This is a genomic window from Streptomyces sp. NPDC005898 (genome assembly GCF_040629635.1).
In the GTDB taxonomy this organism is placed as follows: domain Bacteria; phylum Actinomycetota; class Actinomycetes; order Streptomycetales; family Streptomycetaceae; genus Streptomyces.
The window spans coordinates 1-11,966 of record NZ_JBEXWC010000006.1; the positions used below are offsets into that span (position 1 = coordinate 1).

Annotated in this window: 9 protein-coding genes; 3 read left to right on the forward strand and 6 right to left on the reverse strand. The window is 69.9% G+C overall.

Going from position 1 to position 11,966, the window contains the following annotated elements; all coding sequences use genetic code 11:
• The coding region (locus ABZ385_RS10505) for an acyltransferase domain-containing protein (RefSeq protein ID WP_358910889.1) at positions 1-4,158 on the forward strand (4,158 nt) is incomplete at its 5' end.
• Positions 4,155-5,366, forward strand: a complete 1,212-nt coding sequence (locus tag ABZ385_RS10510; RefSeq protein ID WP_358580687.1) for a macrolide family glycosyltransferase — start codon at positions 4,155-4,157, stop codon at positions 5,364-5,366. The genes ABZ385_RS10505 and ABZ385_RS10510, both read left to right, overlap by 4 nt.
• A gap of 60 nt (positions 5,367-5,426) precedes the next feature.
• On the opposite strand, the gene rfbD is transcribed toward ABZ385_RS10510, so the two are convergent.
• Positions 5,427-6,335 carry a dTDP-4-dehydrorhamnose reductase gene (rfbD, locus tag ABZ385_RS10515; RefSeq protein ID WP_358910891.1) on the reverse strand — a complete coding sequence of 303 codons (909 nt, stop codon included), beginning with the start codon at positions 6,333-6,335 and terminating at the stop codon, positions 5,427-5,429.
• Positions 6,336-6,589: 254 nt separating this feature from the next.
• On the opposite strand from rfbD, the gene ABZ385_RS10520 reads away from it, so the two are divergent.
• Positions 6,590-7,855 carry a glycosyltransferase gene (locus ABZ385_RS10520; RefSeq protein WP_358697634.1) on the forward strand — a complete coding sequence of 422 codons (1,266 nt, stop codon included), beginning with the start codon at positions 6,590-6,592 and terminating at the stop codon, positions 7,853-7,855.
• Positions 7,856-7,927: 72 nt separating this feature from the next.
• On the opposite strand, the gene rfbB is transcribed toward ABZ385_RS10520, so the two are convergent.
• The 5 genes from rfbB to ABZ385_RS10545 all read right to left on the reverse strand — a co-directional run bounded on the left by rfbB (position 7,928) and on the right by ABZ385_RS10545 (position 11,735).
• Entirely contained in the window at positions 7,928-8,875 is a 948-nt protein-coding gene (gene rfbB / locus ABZ385_RS10525) for a dTDP-glucose 4,6-dehydratase (protein ID WP_358580695.1), read from the reverse strand.
• A complete protein-coding gene (locus ABZ385_RS10530; protein WP_358580698.1) occupies positions 8,872-9,939 on the reverse strand; it encodes a glucose-1-phosphate thymidylyltransferase in 1,068 nt (355 codons plus the stop codon). Before ABZ385_RS10530 ends, rfbB begins: the two co-directional genes overlap by 4 nt.
• Positions 9,940-10,003: 64 nt before the next feature.
• Positions 10,004-10,567 (reverse strand): dTDP-4-dehydrorhamnose 3,5-epimerase family protein, encoded by a 564-nt coding sequence (locus tag ABZ385_RS10535; RefSeq protein WP_358580700.1) that lies wholly within the window; start codon positions 10,565-10,567, stop codon positions 10,004-10,006.
• Positions 10,568-10,646: 79 nt separating this feature from the next.
• A complete protein-coding gene (locus tag ABZ385_RS10540) occupies positions 10,647-11,069 on the reverse strand; it encodes a cold shock domain-containing protein (RefSeq protein ID WP_358910893.1) in 423 nt (140 codons plus the stop codon).
• A 309-nt stretch (positions 11,070-11,378) separates the two neighbouring features.
• Positions 11,379-11,735 (reverse strand): hypothetical protein, encoded by a 357-nt coding sequence (locus ABZ385_RS10545; protein WP_358580705.1) that lies wholly within the window; start codon positions 11,733-11,735, stop codon positions 11,379-11,381.
• Positions 11,736-11,966 lie beyond the last annotated feature (231 nt).

Below are 11,966 nucleotides of genomic sequence, written 5' to 3' on the forward strand. Positions count from 1 at the left end.
GTGCTGGCGGTGGTCCGTGGCTCGGCGGTGAACCAGGATGGTGCCTCGAATGGGTTGACGGCGCCGAATGGTCCGTCGCAGCAGCGGGTGATCCGTCAGGCGCTCGCGAGCGCACGGTTGACGGCTGCCGATGTGGACGCGGTGGAGGCGCACGGTACGGGGACGACGTTGGGCGATCCGATCGAGGCGCAGGCGTTGTTGGCGACGTACGGTCAGGACCGGCCGGAGGACCGACCGTTGTGGCTGGGTTCGTTGAAGTCGAACATTGGCCACACCCAGGCCGCCGCGGGTGTCGCCGGCGTGATCAAGATGGTGCTCGCCATGCGGCACGGCGAGCTTCCGCAGACCCTGCACGTCGATGAGCCGTCGACGAAGGTGGACTGGTCGGCGGGCGCGGTCGAGTTGCTGACCGAGCAGCGGGCCTGGCCGGAGAGCGACCGTCCGCGCCGCGCCGGTGTCTCCTCGTTCGGTGTGAGCGGTACGAACGCGCACGTCATCCTCGAGCAAGCCCCCGAGGTGGCCGAGGAGTCCGCGGGGTCGGCGGTGACGCTTCCGGCAGTGCCGTTGGTGGTGTCGGGCCGCGGTGCCCAGGCGCTTCGGGGTCAGGCGGAGCGTCTGCTGTCCCACCTCGAGGCGCACGGGGAGTTGTCGCCGGTGGATGTGGGCTGGTCTCTGGCGTCCGCGCGTTCTGCTTTCGAGCACCGCGCTGTGGTGATCGGTGACGGTCGGGACGCTCTGCGGGTCGGGCTGGGTGCGTTGGCGCGGGGTGAGTCTGCTCCTGGCGTTGTCGTCGGTCAGGGTGTGGGTTCGGGTCGGTTGGCGGTGTTGTTCTCGGGCCAGGGCAGTCAGCGGGTCGGAATGGGCCGCGAGCTGTACGGCCAGTACCCGGTGTTCGCGAAAGCGTTTGACCAGGTCTGCGGGCTCCTGGACCAGGAGCTGGCCGGGCATGTGGAGCGCTCGGTTCGTGAGGTGGTGTTCGGGGACGCGGATCTGCTGGGTCAGACGGTGTTCACGCAGGCCGGCCTGTTCGCGGTCGAGGTGGCACTGTTCCGGCTGGTCGAATCCTGGGGCGTGACCCCGGAGTTCGTGGGTGGGCATTCCATCGGTGAGATAGCGGCGGCTCATGTGGCCGGGGTGTTCTCGTTGGAGGACGCGGTCCGGCTGGTGGCGGCTCGCGGCCGGTTGATGCAGGCACTGCCCGCAGGCGGGGCGATGATCGCCCTCCAGGCCACCGAAGACGAAGTCACACCTCTCCTGGCCGAGTACGGGGACCGGATCGGCATCGCGGCGATCAACGGGCCGACCTCTGTGGTCGTCTCCGGCGACGAGGACGCCGCCCTCGCTGTTGCGGAGACGCTGCGCGGCCAGGGCCGTAAGACCAAGCGCCTTGACGTCTCGCACGCATTCCACTCGCCCCGCATGGACCCGATGCTGGACGACTTCCGTACCGTCGCCGAAAGCCTGGCCTACGCGGCGCCCCGCATCCCCGTCGTCTCCAACGTGACTGGCAAGCTGGCCACGTCCGACGAGCTGGGCACGGCCGAGTACTGGGTGCGCCACGTCAGGGAAGCAGTCCGCTTCGCGGATGGCGTGGCCGCCCTCGCTGGGCAGGGCATCTCGACGTTCCTCGAACTCGGCCCCGACGGCGTGCTGAGCGCCATGGGTGCCGACATCGTCACCGACGCGGTGTTCGTACCCGCCCTGCGCTCCGACCGCTCAGAGACGCAGGCGCTGCTCTCGGGTCTCGGCCGGGCCTGGACCCAAGGCATGGCCGTGGACTGGGCCGCGTTCTTCGCCGGTACGGGCGCCTCGCGCGTCGATCTGCCGACGTACGCCTTCCAGCGCCGCCGCTACTGGCTCGACACCTCGGACGTGCTGGCCTCAGGTGCGGGGGCGGCTTCCGCGCTGGGGCTGGGCTCGGCGGAGCATCCGTTGCTGGGCGCGGCCGTGGAGCTGCCGGACTCCGAAGGGTTCCTGTTCACCGGACGACTGTCGGTGCGGACGCACCGTTGGCTGGCCGATCACACGGTGCGCGGCGCGGTGGTGCTGCCGGGCTCCGCGTTCGTGGAGCTGGCGATCCGCGCGGCGGACCAGGTCGGCTACGAGGTGGTGGAGCGGCTGACGCTCCACACCCCGTTGGTCCTGCCGCAGCGCGGTGGTGTCCAGCTCCGGCTGACCGTCGCCGAGCCGGACGCGGACGGCCGTCGCGCGCTGCACATCCATGCGCGGCCGGAGGGCGCGGCTGCTCAGCAAGGGTGGACGCGGCACGCCGAGGGCACGCTTGCCGAGCGTACGCCGCAGCCGGACTGGGAGCTCGGGGTGTGGCCGCCGGCGGGTGCGGTCGAGCTGGAGCCGGACGCTCTGTACGGGGCCCTCAGCTCCGCAGGCGTCGGCCACAGCTGCGCAGATGTCGACCTCAGCTCCGCAGGCGTCGGCCACAGCTCCGCAGGCGTCGACCTCAGCTCCGCAGACGTCGGCAACGTCCCCGCTTTCGCGGGCCTGCGTACGGCCTGGCGGCACGGCGAGGACATCCTCGCGGAGGTCGCCCTGCCCGAGGACCAGGAGGTCGAGGCCGGTCGGTTCGGCATCCACCCGGCACTACTCGACTCCGCTGTGCGCGCGTGGCGAATGGCGCCCGGCACAGGTGAGGACGCCGAGGGACGGGAGCACGCCGTATGGGTGCCCGCGACCTGGCGGGGCGTGGCACTGCACGCGGTCGGTGCGTCCACGCTGCGGGTGCGGATCAGCAAGAGCGGGCCCGACGCGTTCACCGTCCGGATGGCCGATGCCACTGGTGCGCCGGTGGCATCGGTGGACTCCCTGGCGCTGGTCCGGCTGGAAACCGAGGCGCTGGAGGCCATCGCCGAGCTCGCGGGGGAGCGTGCGCCCGTGCCGTCCGGTGCCCTGGGCGCGCCCGCCGTACGCACTCCGGCCCGTCGCGCCGTTGCGGTCGAGCAGATGGCCGGTGGGCTCTCGCCGGCGCAGCGCCTCGCGGGGCTGCCGGACGGGGAGCAGGAGGCCGCGCTGCTCGCGCTCGTCCGTGCCGAGGCGGCGACGGTCCTCGGGCACGACTCACCGGACGAGATCGAGGTCCACCACGGCTTCTTCGAGCTGGGCCTCAACTCGTTGACCGCCGTCGAGCTGCGCAACCGGCTGAGCGCGGCGGTGGGGCTGAGCCTGCCGAGCGCCTTCTTGTTCGACTTCAGCACGCCCACCGCGGTGGTCGCCCATCTGCGCCGGGAACTGGCCGGGGCCGGTGCACGGCGGTCCGAAGCCGAGCCGCAGGGTGCTGGAGCCGCCTTCGACGTGGAGGCGCAGGACGGCATCGTGGCGCTCTTCAGGCAGGCTTTCGCCACTGGGCGCAATTCCGTGGGCAACGACCTGATCGTGGCGGCTTCGCGTTTCCGTCCGACCTTCGGCAGTGCCTCTGTGGCCGAGCAGGTTCCCGACGCAGTGCGGCTGTCCACGGGTGACGCCGCGACGCGGCTGATCTGCTTCCCCGCCGTGGTCGCGACGGCCGGTCCGCAGCAGTACTCGCGGTTCGCCGAGCATTTCCGCGGTCGCCGCGACGTCTCCGTGCTGCCGCTGCCGGGTTACATGCGGGGCGATTTCCTCCCCGAGAGCATGGAGGCACTCGCCGCACTGCTCGCGGAGGCTGTGCTGCGTGCGGCGGGAGACGGTCCGTACGTGCTCGTCGGGCATTCCGCGGGCGGGCAGATCGCGCATGCCGTCACCACGCGCCTGGAGAGGCTGGGGGAGCGGCGTCCTGTGGGGCTCGCGCTCCTGGACACGCCGTGGCCGGGCGACGAGGTGAGCGAGCAGGCCAGCACGGCCATGCTCGGTGTGGTCTTCGACCGTGAGGCAAAGCTCGGTGGGGACATCATGAATGCGACTCGCCTGACGGCCATGGGCGGGTACCACCGCATTCTCGAGGACTGGCGTCCTGAAGTGATCGAGACGCCCACCCTGCTGGTAAAGGCCACGGACCAACTGCCCACCGCCGGTGGGACTCTCGGCGACGACGAGGGTCTGCACATCACCTGGAAGCTGGACCACACGGTCAAGGCGGTGTCGGGAAATCACTTCTCCCTCATGGAGGAGCACACCGATTCGACCGGGCGAGCCGTTGAAGAATGGATTATGGAGTTGAAGCGTTGAAGCGTCACATCGCATTCTTTGGTGCGCCCTTCTGGGGGCATGTCAATCCCACGCTGGCCGTGCTCGCCGACTTGGCGAGGAGGGGGCACCGGGTCACCTACGTCACGACCGAGGAGTTCTCCGCGGCGGTGGCGGCCACCGGCGTCGAGGTGGTGCGGTACGAGTCCACCTGGCCCGCGGGCCGGAGCGCGCCCTCGCAGGTCTCCGCCGACGAGATGGCCGGAGGACCGCTGAAGTACCTGGTCGAGAACGTCGCGGCGGCGACCGGCGCCGAGCCCGCCTACGACGGTGACCTGCCGGACGTGGTGGTCTACGACACGCTGATGCACTCCGCGGCGCGTGCGCTCGCCCACAAGTGGCAGCGGCCGACCGCCCAGTTCATCCCGCTGTTCGCGTCGAACGAGCACTTCTCGGTCGCCCAGCAACTGGCGGCCGAGTTCCCGGCCCTCGACCCGCAGCACCCCGCGCTGATCGAGTTCGGCACGAAACTGGCCGAGTTCCGCGCCTCGTACGGGATGGGGGAGGCGTCGCCCGCGGACTTCTTCGGTGTCGTCGAGGACCTCAACCTGGTGTTCCTGCCGAAGGACTACCAGCCCGCGGCAGACACGTTCGACGAGCGGTACGCGTTCGTCGGGGCGAGCCTCGCCGACCCGAGCACCCAGGGCGCGTGGACGCCGCCGGAGAGCGGTGCCCCGGTGCTGCTCGTCGCGCTGGGCACGCTGTTCAACGAGCGCCCCGAGTTCTACCGGATGTGCGTCGAGGCGTTCGCGGAGCAGCCATGGCACGTGGTGCTTGCGGTGGGTCGGCACGTCGACCCCGCCGACCTCGGCCCGCTGCCGCCGAACATCGAGGCGCATCAGCACGTACCCCAGCTCGCCGTGCTGGAGTACGCCAGTGCCTTCGTGACGCACGGGGGTGTGCGCAGCACCATGGAGGCCCTTCACTTCGGCGTCCCGATGGTGGCCGTGCCGCAGGCCGTGGAGCTGGAGATGGCCGCGCGCCGAACCGCCGAGCTGGGCCTCGGCGTACGGATCGGGCGTGATGAGGTCACTCCCGAGCGGCTGCGCGAAGCGGTGCTGGAGGTGACGCGGGACGCGGAGATCGGCCGGAACGTCGCGGAGATGCGGCGCGTGACCCGCGAGGCGGGTGGCGCCGGCCGGGCCGCGGACGAGATCGAGGCGTACCTGGACCGCGTTCTGCGCGCCTGACGCCGATGCGCGGGTGCCGGGCGGGCTGGAAACCCGGCCCGCCCGGCACCATCGCGCACGTCAGGCCGGCAGCGCCGCGTCCTCGGCCCGCACCAGCGAGGGGAAGGCCGCTTCGAGCCCCGCCCGCCAGTGGCGGATCGGCTCGATGCCGACGGCCTGCCAGCGCGCGTGCCCCAGCACGCTGTACGCGGGCCGCGGCGCCGGGCGGCCGAACGCCGCCCCCGTGCTCGGCCGCACCCGCTCGGGGTCGGCGCCGAGCAGTCGGAAGACCTCCTGGGCGAGCTCGTACCAGCTGGCCTGGCCACCCGCGCTCCCGTGGTAGGCGCCCGCGGGGGCCCTCCCGTCGAGCGCGGCGCGCCCCAGCCGTATCAGCTGGTCGGCGGCGTCCACGGTCCAGGTCGGCTGACCGCACTGGTCGGCGACGACCTCCACCTGGTCCCTTTCGCGCTCCAGCCGGATCATCGTGCGTACGAAGTTGGTGCGGCCCGCGCCGAACAGCCAGGCGGTCCGGAAGACGTAACCCGTCTCGGGCAGGCATTCGAGCACCGCACGCTCCCCGGCGACCTTGGTGCGGCCGTAGGCGTTGACGGGGCAGGTCGGGGCGTCCTCCGCAAAGGGCACCGCGACGCCGCCGGAATCGTCGCCGGCGAAAACGTAATCGGTGGAAACATGGATGAGGCGCGCCTCGAACTCCGCGCAGGCGGTCGCCAGAATACGGGCGCCCCCGCCATTGATCCGCAACGCGCCCTCTTCGTCGTTCTCCGCCTTGTCCGGTGCGGCGAATGCGGCGCAGTTGACGACGATCGCGGGCCGGTGTTTCGCCATCACCTCGCGTACCGCGTGTGCGTCGGTGATGTCCAGGGCCTTATGGTCCAAGCCCGTCGCGGTCTCCCCCGCCTCCCGTAGGCCGGTCAAAACGTCCTGGCCGAGCAGTCCTCCCGAACCAGTGACCAACCACGTGCCATTCACGGTGAGTTCCCCTCGTAGGAATTTCGTTGTGCGATGGGTGCGGGCAAATGCGCCTGCGCAGACATGCTGAGTGCACTCATCGTATCGGCGGGTGAACTCCCGTACGGGGTGACTGACTTCACACGGCGCCCGGTCAAGCTCGGCTTGTGCGTGGGCCTTTGCTGCCACGAGGATGATCTTGTTTTGTAAATCGGGGGAGCTGCGCCTGCTGAAAGCTCCCGAATGGGGCATGGCCACCAGTTACGGAGGACGGCATGAAGGTTGCACTCCTCGCCTTTGGGTCACGAGGCGACATACAACCATTCCTCGCTTTGGGTACCGGGCTCCGGGCCCGTGGGCACGAGGTGGACCTGGCCACCACCACGGATTTCAAAGGGATGGTCGAGCACGCCGGGTTGAACTTCCGGGAGATCCCGGGGAGCACCGGGAACTACTTCAAAATGCCCGGGGTCATCAAGGCGCTGCGGAAGAGCCCCTCCATCGTCAGGGCGAGCCGGGCGATCCCGCGGCCGACCCAGGACGAGGTCGTCGCGGCACTCGACGCGATGCACGAGGCGACGCAGGGCGCGGACTTCATGGTCAACGCGATGCTCACCCGGGGCGCGGGCTACGCGGATCCGGGCGTGCCCTGGGGCACCGTCGCCTGGTGGCCGATCGTGCCGACCGGCCGGTTCCCCGCCTTCGGCTTCCCCGAGCTGCCGCTGGGCGCCCCGTACGCCCGGTTCAGCCATTCCCTCGCCGGGCAGCTCGACTGGGCGATGAACCGCGGACCGGTGAACAAGTTCCGCAAGAACAGGGGGCTGCCCCCGCTGAGTGGTGGCTCGCCGGCGAAGAAGCTGGGCGTCGAGTACCCGGTGTTCCACGCGACCAGCCCCAGCGTGGTCGTGCCACCGTCCGACTGGCCCGCCCGCGCCCATGTGACCGGCTACTGGTTCTGGGACCGGCCGTGGGAGCCCCCGGCGGAGCTGGTGGACTTCCTGGAGAGCGGGGAGCCGCCGGTCGCGCTGACCTTGGGCAGCACCTGGCCCGTCTACGGGGAGGAGACCTTCGAGCGGGTGCTCAAGGCGGTGCGCAAGGCCGGCCGCCGGATGGTCCTGGTGGACGGCCCGGAGGGCGATATGCCGGACGACGTGTTCCGGGCCGGCGAAATGGACTACAGCTGGCTCTTCCCGCGTACGGCGGCGGTCATCCACCACGGCGGCCCCGGCACGGTGGCGGAGGTGCTCCGGGCGGGAGTGCCCAACGTGGTGCTGCCGTGCTTCGCCGACCACCCGTACTGGGCGGCCAGGCTCCTGGAGATGGGTGTCTCGTCGCAGCCGGTGCCGCTGACCAAGCTCACCCAGGAGCTGCTCGACCATTCCGTGTCGACCGTGCTCGGCGACCCGCGCATCGCTGAGCGCGCCGCGGCCCTCGGCCCGCGGATCGTCGGCGACCGCGGCGTCGAGACCACCTGCGAGCTGATCGAGGGGTACGTGAACGGCCAGGCGTCGGGGGAGCGGGACGCGTCCGCCGCCCGTTGATCCTCCCGCACGGCGAAACGCCGGGTCCCCGCAGCGATCGCGCTGCGGGGACCCGGCGTCGGTGCGTATGGCTCAGAGCCGCGCGCGGTACCAGTCCACCGTCTCGGCGAGCCCGGCCGTGAAGGCGTGCGCCGGCCGGTAGCCGAGCTCGCGGCGGATCTTGCTCCAGTCGACCGAGTACCGCTGGTCGTGCCCCTTGCGGTCCTCGACCCACTCGACGCGCTCCCAGCCCACGCCGCAGGCGTCCAGCAGCAGCGCGGTGAGCTCCTTGTTGGACAGCTCCGTACCGCCGCCGATGTTGTAGATCTCGCCCGCCCGGCCCCCGGTGAGTACAGCGAGCAGGCCGCGGCAGTGGTCGTCCACGTGCAGCCAGTCCCGCACGTTCTCCCCGTCCCCGTACAGCGGGACGCTGCGGCCCCGCAGGAGGTTGGTGACGAAGAGGGGGATCACCTTCTCGGGGAACTGGTACGGGCCGTAGTTGTTGGAGCAGCGCGTCACCCGGACGTCGAGCCCGTGCGTGCGGTGGTAGGACAGGGCCAGCAGATCGCTCGACGCCTTGGTGGCCGAGTACGGCGAGCTGGGCTGGAGGCGGTCCTCCTCGGTCGCGGAGCCGAACTCGACGGATCCGTACACCTCGTCGGTCGACACGTGGACGAACCGGGAGACCCCGTGCCGCAGCGCGGCGTCGAGCAGCACGCCCGTGCCCACCACGTTGGTGTGCACGAAGGCCTGAGCGGAGTCGATGGAGCGGTCCACATGGGACTCGGCCGCAAGGTGGATGACGGCGTCGTGCCCCGGCATGAGCCGGTCCACGAGCGCCGGGTCGGCGATGTCGCCGTGGACGAAGGTGTAGCCGGGGGCCTCGCGCACCGGGGCGAGGTTGTCGAGGCTTCCGGCGTATGTGAGCTTGTCCAGGACGGTGACCTGGACATCGTCGCCCAGCGGCCGCTCGGAGCCGAGGACCAGCCGGGCCAGGTGGGAGCCGATGAACCCGGCGGCGCCGGTGATGAGGATCTTCATGCGCGAATCTGGACCTTGCTGTGGTCGCCGAGTATGAGGCGGTGGGCTTGCGGGGTGCGCGGCGCGGGGGTCACTTCCACGGCACGGCCGATGACCGAGGCCTCGATGCGGCCCACGCCGTCGATGGTCGCGCCGGGCAGGATGATGGAGTACTCGATCTCGCTGTCGACGACCGCGCAGTCGTCGGCCACGGAGGTGTAGGGCCCCACGTACGAGCCTTCGACACGGGCGCCGTCGCCGATGATCGCCGGGCCGACGATCCGCGATCGCACGACCGAGGCCCCGGGCTCCACGACCACCCTGCCGACCAGCTCGCTCTGCTCGTCCACCGCACCTTCGACGCGGTGTTCGAGGCGATCCAGGACGGAACGATTCACCTCCAGCATGTCGGTGGCGTTCCCGGTGTCCTTCCAGTAGCCGGTGACGATCGAGGAGTCCACTCGGCGCCCCTGGTCGATGAGCCACTGCAGCGCGTCGGTGATCTCCAACTCGCCGCGCGCGGAGGGACGGATGCTGTCGACCGCCTCGTGCACCGCCGGGGTGAAGAAATAGACGCCGACGAGCGCGAGATCGCTCTTGGGGATCTCCGGCTTTTCCTCCAGGCCGGTCACCCGGCCGTCCGCGTCCATTTCGGCGACACCGAATGCGGTCGGGTCGGGGACCCGGGTGAGCATGATCTGCGCGTCGGGCCGTGTCGCCCGGAACTGCTCGGTCTGCTGGGTGATGCCGCTGAGCAGGAAATTGTCGCCGAGATACATGGCGAAGTCGTCGTCACCGAGCCATTCGCGCGCCGTCAGGACGGCGTGGGCGAGGCCGAGCGGCTTTTCCTGCGGAATGTAGGTGACCTCGACACCGAACCGGGAGCCGTCACCCACCGCCTCGCGGATCTCGTCGGCGGTCTCACCTACGATGATGCCGACTTCGCTGATCCCGGTCTCTGCTATTCCTTCGAGGACGTAGTAGAGAATCGGTTTGTTGGCTACCGGCACCAATTGTTTGGCGGAAGTGTGGGTAAGGGGGCGTAGACGAGTTCCGGAACCTCCGGAAAGGACAAGCGCCTTCACGGTACTCCTCGCTGAGATGCGTTGCGCTGCGTTTGCCTGCCGTTGTGCTGCCAGATCGGGAGATTCAGGGCTGGTAAACGGGCAGCAGCCCGGCCGCCTGGGCCTCGGCCACGGTGGGCGCAACGGTGTCTTTGGCGGAGAGAATGGGCTCGATGCCGGGGAGCCACTCGATACCGAGATCCGGGTCGAGCGGGTGAATCGCGCGCTCGCGTTCCGCGACATAGCCGGTGGAGCACATATAGACGATCGTGGCTTCCTCGGTGAGCCCTTGCACGGCGTGCCCGATGCCCTCGGGCAGGAAAAGCGCCCGGTGGCTCTGGTCGTCCAGGTCCACGGCCTCCCAGCGGCCGAAGGTCGGCGACCCGACGCGCAGGTCGACGACCACGTCGCGCACGGTGCCGCTCGCGCAGGTGACGTATTTCGCCTGGCCCGGTGGGACATCGGCGAAGTGGATGCCGCGAATGGCCCCGCGGCGAGTGGTCGAAAGATTGGCCTGGCCGAGCGGCATGCTGCGGCCGGTGGCCTGCTGGAAAACGTCCCCTTGGTACCACGCTGCGAAGGTGCCCCGAGTGTCGTCGAACAGCTGAGGCTCGAACAACCAGGTGCCCTCGATGGACAGCGGTCTCATCACCAACGTGCCTTCCCCCGGTATGCATGACAGAACAGCGAGCCGCGCTGGAACACGCGACCCGCTTCTGCTGATTTCTTTACGGCTCCACCCAGTTGTGCGTCTGGACCAGCTCCAGGACGCACCGCCGGGCCTGCTGGATCTGAGCGGCGGTCAGGGTGGGTACGCCCTGGATCAGGGCCTCTGTCAACTCCTGGAGAAAGTCCCCACGGGAGAGGACATCACAGAGGCTCTCGTCGTCCTCGTCGCGCACCACCGTGCTGAGCGGCCTCTCGGGTGGGGTGTGCTGGACGGGCTTCTCGAGGAGGTGGACATTGGAGGCCTTCAGGCCGCGATCTCCGTCTTCCACCTCGAACCCGACCCGCAGACCGGCTCGGAAGAGGTACTTGTCGTCACGCAGGTCGTTCGCGTGCATGAAGACGTCCTCACCCCCGTCGTCGGGAGCGATGAAGCCGTAACCACGCGTCTCATCAAACCGCAGGATCTTGCCCGTTACCACCACAACTACCTCTACCCCAAGTACCTTTACCCGGCCACAGCAGTGCCGAGGTGATCATCAACGCTCTTGAACACTACCTGCTGGGGATTGATTTGCGCGAGAGTCGTAGATCACTTCGACACGTCGGCATTCCGGCCGCGGGCCCCTTGCCTTGGGTATTCGGAGTGCGCCCTTGGAAGCGGGCGCTGCTGGCGATGGCCGGCGTGCGGTGCACAGGGACGGGCGGCACGGCCTGTGCGGCGGCATGGGGCCGTAAGTGACCAGCGGGCAGCCGGAGCGAGGCCCGGTCCGACTGCCCGTGCGGTTGTCGCGTCAGCCGGTCTTGCGCCAGACGCCCCCCTTCTCCAGCCGGTACGTGCCCGTCAGCCGGCGCTGGGCGGTGCCGGCCCGCGGCTTGGCGCTCCGGTCGCCGTTGTCGTCCGGCTGCTTCGCGGTGGCACCGGACGGGCGGACGCTCTGGCACTTGTCGGGGTTGGTGTAGGTCTGCGCCACGACCGTGGAGGAGTTCGTCGTCGACGGGCCGTCCACCGCGATGTCCTTGACCAGCTTGCCGGTGCCGTCCACGTGCAGGTCGCCGACGATGCGGGACATGGAGTTCAGCGCGCCGAACTGGATCTCGTCGTTGGGCTTCAGGGTGAACGAGACCTCCGTGGCCTCGGAGTTGGTCATGCTCCAGGTGTGGTTCCAGCCCGGGCCGGGGGCTTGTCGACGGTCAGCGCGACGGTGCGGGCCTTGATGCCCTGGGGCGCCTCGCCCACCGGCATCAGGTGGGGCGCCGTGCGCAGCGTGGGCGCGCCGATGGTGTTGTCCGGGGTGCGGGCGTTGTCGCGGGCCAGGAGAACCCGTTCACCCGGGTCACCGCGGGCAACAGCCAGACCAGCTACGCCTACTGAGCCGGAC

What these genes read in the sequence shown, in the direction of transcription:
- ABZ385_RS10520 (WP_358697634.1), top strand. Translation starts at nt 6,590, where the DNA reads ATGAAGGTTGCACTCCTCGCCTTTGGGTCACGAGGCGACATACAACCA.
- rfbB (WP_358580695.1), bottom strand. Translation starts at nt 8,875, where the DNA reads ATGAAGATCCTCATCACCGGCGCCGCCGGGTTCATCGGCTCCCACCTG.
- ABZ385_RS10535 (WP_358580700.1), bottom strand. Translation starts at nt 10,567, where the DNA reads ATGAGACCGCTGTCCATCGAGGGCACCTGGTTGTTCGAGCCTCAGCTG.
- ABZ385_RS10545 (WP_358580705.1), bottom strand. Translation starts at nt 11,735, where the DNA reads ATGACCAACTCCGAGGCCACGGAGGTCTCGTTCACCCTGAAGCCCAAC.